The sequence below is a fragment of the Streptomyces humicola genome (assembly GCF_024436035.1).
Taxonomy (GTDB): Bacteria; Actinomycetota; Actinomycetes; order Streptomycetales; family Streptomycetaceae; genus Streptantibioticus_B; species Streptantibioticus_B humicola.
In genome coordinates this window covers 78748-89705 of the sequence record NZ_JANFNG010000026.1, presented here as the reverse complement: position 1 = coordinate 89705, position 10958 = coordinate 78748, and the positions used below count along the sequence as shown (strand labels likewise).

Here is a 10958-nt window from a genome sequence, read left to right as displayed (position 1 = left end):
AGGGTTCGACGCAGGGCTCCACTCAGGGTTCGACGCAGGGCTCCACGGAGGGTTCGACGCAGGGCCTGCTCGGCGGTTCTGATCAGGGTTCCGATCAGGGCTCGTCGCAAGGCTCCACTCAGGGCAGCTCCTCCGGCAGCGGCTCCAGCACTGGTAGCAGTGGCGGCGGCACGTGCACGCTGTCCCAGTCCAGTGTGAACTGCGGCGGCAACAGCAACACCGCTCCCAACAGCTCCTCCACCCAGGAGGTCGCGCAGGGACAGTCGAAGCAGCAGCTGGCCGAGACCGGTTCCTCTGACACGGCGTTCCTGCTGATCGGCGCCGCGACGATGATCGCGGGTGGTGTCGGCTTCCGTCTGATGCCGCGCCTGGCCGCGCGTCGTACGGCGGCCTGATCACGCCCACTGGCTGTGATCGCATAACAGCGTAGAGCGAGGGGCCTGGGGGGTGCACACCTCCCAGGCCCCTCGTGCGTCCGTTCGGCGGATGGGTCAGGGGGTCAATGGACCACAAGAGCGACAGCGGCCAGCACCACGAGCAGCACGATGAGCATGGCCGGGGTCAGCGCCCCGATGGGGTTCTCTTGGTGCAGTCGCGCCCGATGTGCCCGGCAGACGGCGCAGCGGCCTTCGGCGACGGGGCCGGCACAGTTGGCGCACACCAGTCGGTCGCATGTCATGCGATCTCCTCCTTGCCTTGCCCAACGCCGCGGGGCGTCCGTCGGTTCCCCTTGGCTCCAGTGTGCCCGCTGGCGGCGGTGTCTGCGCGCCCCGAAGCTTCGCTCACAGTAGCCGATGCGTCCGTTGCCGCGTTTGTCCCCGTATAGCTGGTGACGAAACCCACCAACCTCCGACGGCGACTGCGCGCTGGCATCTGCTTCGCGTAAGGTCGGCGAACCGGGAGAGCCGCCCGATGGCTGTCCGTCCCCCTAGGTCGACCGTGGTGCAGCTGTGATCCGATTCGACAACGTAAGCAAGACCTACCCCAAGCAGAACCGTCCCGCACTCCGCAATGTCTCTCTGGAGATCGAAAAGGGCGAGTTCGTCTTCCTGGTGGGCTCCTCAGGCTCCGGAAAGTCGACGTTCCTGCGGCTGCTGCTGCGCGAGGAGCGCAGCGACACCGGTTCCGTCCATGTGCTCGGCAAGGATCTGAACCGGCTCTCCAACTGGAAGGTGCCTCAGATCCGGCGGCAATTGGGCACGGTTTTCCAGGATTTCCGATTGCTGCCCAACAAGAGTGTCGCGCAGAATGTCGCGTTCGCCCTGGAGGTCATCGGGAAGCCGCGCGGCACTATCCGCAAGACCGTTCCCGAAGTCCTCGACCTCGTCGGCCTCGCCGGCAAGGAGGACCGGATGCCCGGCGAGCTCTCCGGTGGTGAGCAGCAGCGCGTGGCGATCGCCCGCGCCTTCGTCAACCGTCCGCTGCTGCTCATCGCCGACGAGCCGACCGGAAACCTCGACCCGCAGACCTCGGTCGGCATCATGAAGCTGCTGGACCGGATCAACCGGACCGGGACGACGGTCGTGATGGCCACCCACGACCAGCAGATCGTGGACCAGATGCGCAAGCGCGTCATCGAGTTGGAACAAGGGTGGCTGGTCCGCGACCAGTCACGCGGTGTCTACGGCTACCAGCACTGAGATCCGTCCCCGCCTGCCGCAGCCACCAGCAGAAAGGTCACCATGCGCGCCCAGTTCGTCCTGTCGGAGATCGGCGTCGGTCTCCGGCGCAACCTCACCATGACTTTCGCGGTGATCGTCTCCGTCGCCCTCTCGCTCGCCCTCGCCGGCGGCGCCTGGCTCGCCCGGGAACAGGTGAGCTCGATGAAGGGCTACTGGTACGACAAGGTCGAGGTCTCGATCTTCCTGTGCAACAAGACGGACGGCACGGACACCGCCAACTGCTCCAAGGGTGCGGTCACCCAGGAACAGATGGACTCGATCCGCTCCGACCTGGAGAAGCTACCGGTCGTCGAGAAGATCTACCTGGAGACTCCCGAGCAGGCCTACCAGCGGTACAAGCAGCAGTTCTCCGGGCAGCCGGGCATCGATCTGCTGACGCCGGATCAGATGCAGTACTCGTTCCGGGTCAAGCTGAAGAACCCGCAGCAGTACAACGTGATCTCAAGCGCCTTCGACGGGCGGCCCGGCGTGCAGTCGGTGCAGGACCAGCGCCAGTTGCTCGACAACCTCTTCGGCCTGCTCAACGGCATGACGTACGTCGCGCTGGCGGTCCTGGCCTTCATGCTCACGGTCGCGATGCTGCTCATCGTCAACACGGTGCGCGTCTCGGCCTTCAGCCGACGACGCGAGACCGGCATCATGCGGCTCGTCGGCGCGTCGAGCTTCTACATCCAGATGCCGTTCATCATGGAGGCGGCCTTCGCCGGACTGATCGGCGGTGGGCTCGCCTGCGGAATGCTCCTCGCCGGACGGTACTTCCTCATCGACGGGGGCCTCGCTCTGCAGTCGAAGATCGCGCTCATCCAGTTCATCGGGTGGGGAGAGGTCATCAAGGTGCTGCCGCTGGTGCTGGGCGTGGGCGTGATGATGCCTGCCGTCGCCGCGTTCTTCACCCTGCGCAAGTACCTGAAGGTGTAAGCGGCCTGGAAGGTGTAAGCGGCCTAAGGTGCAAGGGGCTTTGACGGCGCAAGGCTCCGAGGGTGTGACCAACAACCCGGCCTCGTGCGGCCAACCGGCCGTGCGGCGCCCCTTGCTCGCCTAGACTCCCGAGCATGTCCGGGCAGGTGATGTTCGGGCCGCCCGAGCGCATCCGACGCGGGGCGACCCTGACGGTCGTCTTCGGTGCCGTGCTGGTCATCGGGGTGGCCGGCGGCTCCTTCGACGCCGCGGCCGGCCGTCCGCCGATGCGCCCCGCGCGCGCCGACGCCTCCCAACCGCGCCCGGACACCGCGGAGATCGCCCGCGACATCGACCAGGGAAGGGTCGGGGCACAGGCCGCCGCCGAGCTCGTCAGCCGCAGCGGCGACCGTTGGTCCGCGGTCTACTCGGCGCACGAGTACGAGAGCCTCCAGCAGGAGCTGGACGGCGTGTACGTCGGCGTGGGCGTGTGGGTGCGACGCGACGCGGACGGCACCGTCGAGGTCTCCCGCGTCCAGGCCGCGGGCCCGGCGCAGCGGGCCGGCATCGCGGTGGGCGACCGGCTGCTTACCGTGGACGGCAAGGGCGTCACCGGAAGCCCGGTCACCGATGTCGTCGCGCGGCTGCGTGGCGTCGAACCCGACGACCCGGACGCCGACGACACCGCCCCCGCACCGCGCCCCGGCAGCCCCGTCGCCCTCGGCCTGCAGCGCGGGAACCGCGCGTGGACGGTCACCGTACGGCGGGCGCTGCTGAGCACCGAGGCCGTCAGCGTCACCCACCCCGCGCCCGGCGTCACCGACATCGCCATCGGCTCGTTCGTCCACGGCGTCGGCGCGCAGGTGCGGCGGGCGCTCGCGGCAGGTGACCACAGCCAGGGCGTCCTGCTCGACCTGCGGGGCAACTCCGGCGGCCTGGTGAGCGAGGCGGTCGCCGTGGCGTCCGCATTCCTCGACGGCGGCCTGGTGGCCACGTACGACGTCCACGGCGAGCAGCACGCGCTCTACGCCCAAGGCGGTGGCGACACCCGCACACCGCTCGTCGTCCTCGTCGACGGCGGCACCATGAGCGCCGCCGAGTTGCTCACCGGAGCGCTGCAGGACCGGGGGCGTGCGGTGATCGTGGGCTCGCGCACCTTCGGCAAGGGCTCGGTGCAGATGCCGAGCACGCTGCCGGACGGCTCCGTCGCCGAACTCACCGTCGGCCACTACCGGACGCCCACCGGACGCAGCATCGACGGCCAGGGCATCCGGCCGGACCTGGTGGTGCCGGACGGCTCGGACGCCCAGGTGCAGGCCCGCACGGTATTGAGTGGCCTCGGAGCCCGGTCGTAGTGGGAGAATGACCTGGCTATGGCTAAAGAGACGGGTCGCAAGCTGATCGCGCAGAACAAGAAGGCGCGGCACGACTACCACATCCTGGACACCTACGAGGCGGGTCTGGTGCTGACCGGCACCGAGGTGAAGTCGCTGCGCCTGGGCCGCGCCTCGCTCGTCGACGGCTTCGCGCAGCTCGACGGCGGGGAGGCGTGGCTGCACAACGTGCACATCCCCGAGTACTCCCAGGGCACGTGGACCAATCACGCGGCGCGCCGCAAGCGCAAGCTGCTGCTGCACCGGGCCGAGATCGACAAGCTGATCGGCAAGACGCAGGAGACCGGCCACACGCTGGTGCCGCTGCAGCTGTACTTCAAGGACGGGCGTGCGAAGGTCGAGATCGCGCTCGCCAAGGGCAAGAAGGATTACGACAAGCGGCAGACGCTGCGCGAGAAGCAGGACCGGCGCGAGGCCGAGCGGGCGATGTCGGCGGCGCGGCGCCGCGCGCGGCACTGAGGCCCGGCACTGAGGCCTGGCACTGAGGCCCGGCGCGAAGGCCCGCCGACGGGAATAGGCTGGCTCCGGAGCGTGCTGATCACGTAGGATGGAGTCAGCAGCGCGGGGCCGGTGGTCCTACGCTCTGACAAAAAGCACCGACAAGAAGCACCTTTGACAAAAAAACATGGGGATGATCGGTTTCGACTGCGGTTGTCGAAGCAGGGGAAGCGAGCCGAGGAACGCGGCAATGATCTCGTAAACCACGTGCCGCAAAAAAATAATCGCCAACACCAAGCGCGATTCCTTCGCCCTCGCTGCCTGATCTAACAGTCAGCGACCTCGCGAAGTGTCAGCCCGGGGCTGTTCCCGACCCGGATCCTGGCATCAGCTAGGGAACTCAACCACTGGGCCCGGCCACGGGGACTAGCGGGAAACCAAACAGTGGCTGAGCCCGTCGGCAGCTTGTCTGCGTGACTGCCGGGGCCGAGAAAAGCACAGCAGACTGCGCTCGGAGAAGCCCTGGTTCCGCACCGTAGGACGCGGGTTCGATTCCCGCCATCTCCACCGATGAAAAGACTGTGGTCCGTCGGACCGCAGTCTTTTCGTTTTCAACGTGAGGATCGCGGCGAGGGGGCGGCGGCCGGGTTGCGGTCGTGGTGCCGGGCGCCGGGGTGGTGCCGAGGAGACAGGTGGCCGCCAGTGCGACCGTCGCTGCGGGGAAGCGCGGGAGGGCGGCCATACCCCGGACCGTACGGCGCCCGCGGCGGCACGCAGCCGTGAGGTCCCCGCCCGGGGAGCCGCATCACGTCCTGTTGCTCACAGCCCCTCCCCGCCTCGGGTGAGAGCACCGTTTCGCGTGTGTGACGTCGCGGCATGGGACGGTAACCCGGCGTGCCTAGCTTCGGGAGCGGAATGTATCCCAGGCCTGGAGGCGTCATGACGACCGCGACCACGGAATCAGGCGGCAGCACGCGGGACAACACACGTAAGGGGGGTCGCTGGATCGAGAGCTGGGATCCGGAGAACGAGCAGTTCTGGGAGGCCACCGGCAAGCGCGTCGCCCTGCGCAACCTCGCCTTCTCGATCCTCTCCGAGCACATCGGCTTCTCCATCTGGAGCCTGTGGTCGGTGATGGTGCTGTTCATGGGCCCGGCGTACCACGTCGACCCGGCCGGGAAGTTCTTCCTGGTCGGCATGCCGACGCTGGTCGGCGGGATCCTCCGCGTGCCGTACACCTTCGCGGTGGCGCGCTTCGGCGGGCGCAACTGGACGATCATCAGCGCGGCCCTGCTGCTCGTGCCGTCGGTCGCCGCCGCCTTCGTCATGCACCCCGGCACGCCATACACCACGTTCATGGTGGTCGCGGCGCTCACAGGGGTCGGCGGCGGCAACTTCGCCTCGTCGATGACCAACATCAACTCCTTCTACCCGCTGCGGAAGAAGGGCTGGGCGCTCGGCCTCAACGCGGGCGGCGGCAACGTCGGCGTGGCCGTCATCCAGCTGGTTGCGCTGCTGGTGATCGGCACCGCGGGGGCGATGCACCCGAAGATCGTCCTTGCCGTCTACATTCCGCTGATCGTGATCGCCGCCGTGCTCGCCGCGACCTTCATGGACAACCTCGCGCCTGTACGCAGCGACACCGGCGCCGCCAAGGAGGCCGCCCGCGACGTCCACACGTGGATCATGTCGTTCCTCTACATCGGCACCTTCGGATCGTTCATCGGCTACAGCTTCGCCTTCGGGCTCGTGCTGCAGAACCAGTTCCACCGCACCCCGCTGCAGGCCGCCGCGCTCACCTTCATCGGCCCGCTGGTCGGCTCGCTGGTGAGGCCCGTGGGCGGGCGGCTCGCCGACCGCGTCGGCGGCGCGAAGGTCACCCTGTGGACGTTCCTGGCCATGGCCGCGGCGACGCTGTTCGTCGTCGTCGCCTCCCTGCAAAAGTCGCTGCCGCTCTTCCTCGTCGGCTTCATCGCCCTCTTCGCGCTCAGCGGCCTCGGCAACGGCTCGACGTACAAGATGATCCCCGGCATCTTCCAGGCGAAGGCCGTGGCGCGCGGGCTCGACGGCGAGGAGGCCGCCACGTACGGCCGTCGGCTCTCCGGCGCCTCGATGGGGCTGATCGGCGCGGTCGGCGCGCTCGGCGGCCTCGGGATCAACCTCGTGTTCCGTGAGTCCTTCCTCACCGCCAAGAGCGGGGGGCCCGCCTTCGTCGCGTTCCTGGCCTACTACGCGCTGTGCTCGGCCGTGACCTGGGCCGTATACCTGCGCACCGCCCGTGCAGCTGCCGACGCGGCCGGGCCGCAGCGGCAGCTCACCTACGCGGAGGTATGACGAGACATTCAGCCGACACGTCGGCGGGCCGGGGGTGTGTAACGCCGCGGAAATGCCTGCGAACCGGGATCGTCACGCGGCGTTGGCACCATCGCTACCCGGGGGCACCACCCGCCGAAGGCAGGGGGAGAACGATGAGCACTCGGTGGGCCTATGTCCTGAATGAGGCAGGTAAATGCACCAAGCGCAGCCAACCACGCAGCCAAGCACCAAGACCGAGCCGGTACGCCCGCTCGCCGGGTTCACCGTGGCCGTGACCGCCGCCCGGCGTGCGGACGAGCTGGCCGCGCTGCTGGAGCGACGCGGAGCGGTCGTGCAACGTGCACCGGCGCTCCGCATCGTCCCCCTGCCGGACGACGCGGAGCTGCTCGCCGCGACCAAGCAGCTCATCGACGACGGCCCCGACATCGCCGTCGCCACCACCGCGATCGGCTTCCGCGGCTGGATCGAGGCCGCCGAGGGATGGGGCCTCGGCAGCGCGCTGCTGGCCCGGCTCGGCGCCGCCGAACTGCTCGCGCGCGGGCCCAAGGTGCGCGGTGCCATCCGCGCCGCCGGCCTGACGGAGGCCTGGTCACCGGCGTCCGAGTCGCTCGCCGAGGTGCTGGACCGGCTCCTGGGGCAAGGGGTGTCCGGCACCAGGATTGCGGTCCAGCTGCATGGGGAGCCGCTGCCCGGCTTCATCGAGGCGCTGCGCGAGGCGGGCGCCGAGGTTGTCGGCATCCCCGTCTACCGCTGGATGGAACCGGAGGACATCACACCCCTCGACCGTCTCCTCGACGCGACGGTGGCCCGCGCCGTCGACGCCCTCACCTTCACCAGCGCGCCCGCCGCGGCCTCGCTCCTCGACCGCGCCGAACGGCGCGGCCTGCTCGAACCGTTCCTCGCGGCGCTCCAGCGCGATGTCCTCGTCGCCTGCGTCGGACCGGTGACGGCGATGCCGCTGCAGGCGCACGACGTGCCGACCGCCCAGCCCGAGCGTTTCCGCCTCGGTCCCCTCGTCCAGCTGCTCGCGGCCGAACTGCCGCTGCGCGCCCGGGTGCTGCCGCTCGCCGGGCACCAGGTGGAGATCCGCGGGCACGCGGTGCTCGTCGACGGTGAACTGCGCTGCGTGCCGCCCGCGGGGATGGCGCTGCTGCGTACCCTGGCCCGGCGGCCCGGATGGGTCGTCCCCCGCGCCGACCTGCTGCGGGCGCTGCCCGGCGCGGGGCGTGACGAACACGCCGTGGAGACGGCGATGACCCGGCTGCGGGGCGCGCTGGGGGCGCCCAGGATCGTCCAGACCGTGGTCAAACGCGGCTACCGCCTGGCGCTCGACGCGGCCGCGGAGAGCAAGTACGGAACGCCCCCGGCGCCCTGATCCTCGTGCGTCGCTCACGGCCACCACGTGCACTTACCCGCCCCCTTCGCGTACGGTTGCAGGCTGCTCCCCGCATGGAACGGAGCAGAGCAACGCATGTCAGAAGGGGGTCCTCGCGTGGGAGCGCAGGAGGCGGGAGCCCGTACCCAGCAGGAGCCCGCGGCGCCCGCCAGGGAGGTCGCCGTCGAGCAGGTCCACCTCGACCGTGTCTACCGGCGCCTCGAGGAGAAGATCCACGAGGCCGAGTTCCTCGTCGACGATGCCGAGAAGCGCGGCCAGGTCGGCACGCCCGGGGCGCTCGCCGAGCGTGACGCCCAGGTCTACCAGGCCGCGGTGCACCTCCAGCGGCTCAACGCGGAGTTCGAGGACTTCCTCTTCGGCCGCATCGACCTGCTGCGCGGCAAGGACGGCAAGCGCGGCCCGGACGGCGCCTACACCGCCACCGAGGTAGCCGAGGACGCCGTCGGCCCCGGCAACCGCGCCGAGATCGCCGAAACGCTGCACATCGGCCGCCTCGGCGTCCTCGACGCCGACTACGCCCCGCTGGTCATCGACTGGCGCGCCCCCGCGGCCGCGCCGTTCTACCGCTCCACGCCCAAGGACCCCGGCCGGGTCGTGCGCCGCCGCGTCATCCGCAGCAAGGGGCGTCGCGTCCTCGGGGTCGAGGACGATCTGATGCGCCCGGAGCTGACCGCCACCCTCGACGGCGAGGAGCTCTGCGTCATCGGCGACGGCGCGCTGATGGCCTCGCTCGGCCGCGCCCGCAGCCACACCATGCGCGACATCGTGGCGAGCATCCAGGCCGAGCAGGACACCGTTATCCGCGCCCCCGCCCCCGGCGTCACCGAGGTCACCGGCGGCCCCGGCACCGGCAAGACCGCGGTCGCCCTGCACCGTGCCGCCTACCTGCTCTACCGGGACCGGCGCCGCTACGCTGGCGGGATCCTGGTGGTCAGCCCCACCCCGCTGCTCGTCTCGTACACCGAGGGCGTGCTGCCGTCGCTCGGCGAGGAGGGGCAGGTCGCGATCCGTGCGGTCGGCTCGCTGGTGGAGGGCGCCGAGGCCGACACCTACGACGAACCGGCGGTGGCGCGCGTCAAGGGCTCGTCCCGGATGGTCTCCGTGCTGCGGCGAGCCGCGCGCGGCGCGCTCGACCTCGGGGGCGAGGTGCCCAGATCGCTGCGGGTCGTGGCGTTCGGCCGCCGGCTGGAGCTGGACGAACGGGAGCTGGCGCAGATCCGCCGCAGCGTGCTCGGCGGCACCGCGCCGCTGAACCTGATGCGTCCGCGCGCCCGTCGGCTGCTGCTCGACGCGCTGTGGGGGAAGGCCGGGCGGGGGCGGTGGGAGGAGTCTGCGCGCGGCCGCCACCTGGTCGACCCCGAGCTGATCGCCGAGGCGCGGGAAGGTTTCGACGAGGACGTCTCCATCGAGCAGGAGTTCACCGATTTCCTGGCGGCGTGGTGGCCGGTGCTCACCCCGCGGCGGGTGCTCGCCGCGATGGCCGACGAGCGCAGGCTCGGCCGGTGGTCGCGCCGGTTGCTGAACCAGCGCGAGGTGCGGCTCGTGGCGCGCTCCCTGAGCCGTCTCGCCGTCGACGGCGGCGGCAGCTTGAGTGTGCACGACGTGGCGCTCCTCGACGAGTTGCGGGTGCTGCTCGGCGCCCCGCCGAAGCCGGTTGCGCCGCGTGAGGTCGACCCGCTCGACGAGCTGACGGGCCTGGAGGAGGTGACGACGTACGCCGAGCGGATGTACGGCGGCGGGCGAAGCCGCAGCCGTGCGGAGTCGCTGGAGCGGGAGCGCACCGAGTACGCCCATGTGATCGTCGACGAGGCGCAGGATCTGACGCCCATGCAGTGGCGCATGGTCGCGCGGCGCGGCACGAGCGCCACCTGGACGATTGTCGGCGATCCTGCGCAGAGTTCGTGGAGCGACCCGGAGGAGGCGGCGCGTGCGCGGGACGACGCGCTCGGCGCGCGCCCACGGCGTCGCTTCACACTGACCGTCAACTACCGCAACCCTGCCGAGATCGCGGAGCTCGCCGACAAGGTGCTGCGGCTTGCGATGCCGGGTATGCCCTCGCCGTCCGCCGTGCGTTCGACGGGTGTGATGCCCCGATTCACCGTCGCCGGCGGCGAGTTGGGGCCTGAGGTGCGGCGCGCGGCACAGCGGCTGCTGGACGAGGTCGAGGGCACCGTCGGCGTCGTGGTGGCGATGGGGCGCCGCCCCGAGGCGCGCGAGTGGCTCGCGGGCCTCGGCGACCGCGTCGTGCCGCTCGGCAGCCTGGAGGCGAAGGGCCTGGAGTACGACGCGACGGTGGTGGTCTCGCCGGCCGAGATCGCCGACGAATCACCGGCCGGGTTGCGGGTGTTGTATGTGGCGCTGACGCGGGCGACGCAGCAGTTGACGGTGGTCTGCGGCGAGCGCGACCTGCCGGACGCGAACGGCGTGCCGGACCTGCTGCGCGACTGACACTGAACACGCGTGCACACACACGCCGAAGGGCCCTCCCCACCGGGGAAGAGGGCCCTTCACGCTTTGGCGACACCGACCCGCCATGCTCGCCTCGCGGCTAGCGGTCGCTCGTAGCGACAATGGTTGGGCCCGGGGGCTTGGATCGAGCCGGTGCCGCACCCAGACTAACAAATGCCGCGGGCCGACCATTCCGTTGACGGAAATTGTCGGATCACGTGTCCGGAACCGGGTCCCGCCGACGGTCCGCTCAAGGGCATCTCGTATCGTGGAAATGTCCTTCCGGCGCCTGGGGTCGGTTATCCCCTACCCGGCGGTAGGTGGGACGATCGGGGAGTCTCGTGGCCGATCCATGGACACGACACGGAAAAGCGGAGGAATGTCGGC

At 70.2% G+C, this 10958-nt stretch carries 9 protein-coding genes and 1 other RNA gene; 9 read left to right on the top strand and 1 reads right to left on the bottom strand.

Features of this window, described 5'->3' with window-relative positions:
• A partial coding sequence (locus NGB36_RS25685) for an LPXTG cell wall anchor domain-containing protein (RefSeq protein WP_255922875.1) occupies positions 1 to 395 on the top strand: 395 nt, incomplete at its 5' end.
• Positions 396 to 499: 104 nt separating this feature from the next.
• Here the strand turns inward: NGB36_RS25685 and NGB36_RS25680 are convergent.
• On the bottom strand, positions 500 to 679 hold the full coding sequence (locus NGB36_RS25680) for a hypothetical protein (protein WP_255922874.1): 180 nt from the start codon (positions 677 to 679) through the stop codon (positions 500 to 502).
• 271 nt (positions 680 to 950) lie between these two features.
• Between NGB36_RS25680 and ftsE the strand changes: the two genes are divergently transcribed.
• The 8 genes from ftsE (at position 951) to NGB36_RS25640 (ending at position 10571) form a co-directional block, all read left to right on the top strand.
• A complete protein-coding gene (ftsE, locus tag NGB36_RS25675; protein WP_255922872.1) occupies positions 951 to 1640 on the top strand; it encodes a cell division ATP-binding protein FtsE in 690 nt (229 codons plus the stop codon).
• A gap of 42 nt (positions 1641 to 1682) precedes the next feature.
• Entirely contained in the window at positions 1683 to 2600 is a 918-nt protein-coding gene (ftsX, locus tag NGB36_RS25670) for a permease-like cell division protein FtsX (RefSeq protein WP_255922870.1), read from the top strand.
• A 134-nt stretch (positions 2601 to 2734) separates the two neighbouring features.
• On the top strand, positions 2735 to 3934 hold the full coding sequence (locus NGB36_RS25665) for a S41 family peptidase (protein ID WP_255922869.1): 1200 nt from the start codon (positions 2735 to 2737) through the stop codon (positions 3932 to 3934).
• An 18-nt stretch (positions 3935 to 3952) separates the two neighbouring features.
• A complete protein-coding gene (smpB, locus tag NGB36_RS25660; protein WP_255922867.1) occupies positions 3953 to 4432 on the top strand; it encodes an SsrA-binding protein SmpB in 480 nt (159 codons plus the stop codon).
• Between the two features lie 168 nt (positions 4433 to 4600).
• Positions 4601 to 4981, top strand: a transfer-messenger RNA (tmRNA) gene (ssrA, locus tag NGB36_RS25655).
• A gap of 369 nt (positions 4982 to 5350) precedes the next feature.
• Entirely contained in the window at positions 5351 to 6745 is a 1395-nt protein-coding gene (locus NGB36_RS25650) for a nitrate/nitrite transporter (RefSeq protein WP_255922866.1), read from the top strand.
• A gap of 175 nt (positions 6746 to 6920) precedes the next feature.
• A complete protein-coding gene (locus NGB36_RS25645) occupies positions 6921 to 8102 on the top strand; it encodes a uroporphyrinogen-III synthase (protein ID WP_255922865.1) in 1182 nt (393 codons plus the stop codon).
• 96 nt (positions 8103 to 8198) lie between these two features.
• Positions 8199 to 10571 carry a HelD family protein gene (locus NGB36_RS25640; RefSeq protein ID WP_372509531.1) on the top strand — a complete coding sequence of 791 codons (2373 nt, stop codon included), beginning with the start codon at positions 8199 to 8201 and terminating at the stop codon, positions 10569 to 10571.
• Positions 10572 to 10958: the final 387 nt, after the last annotated feature.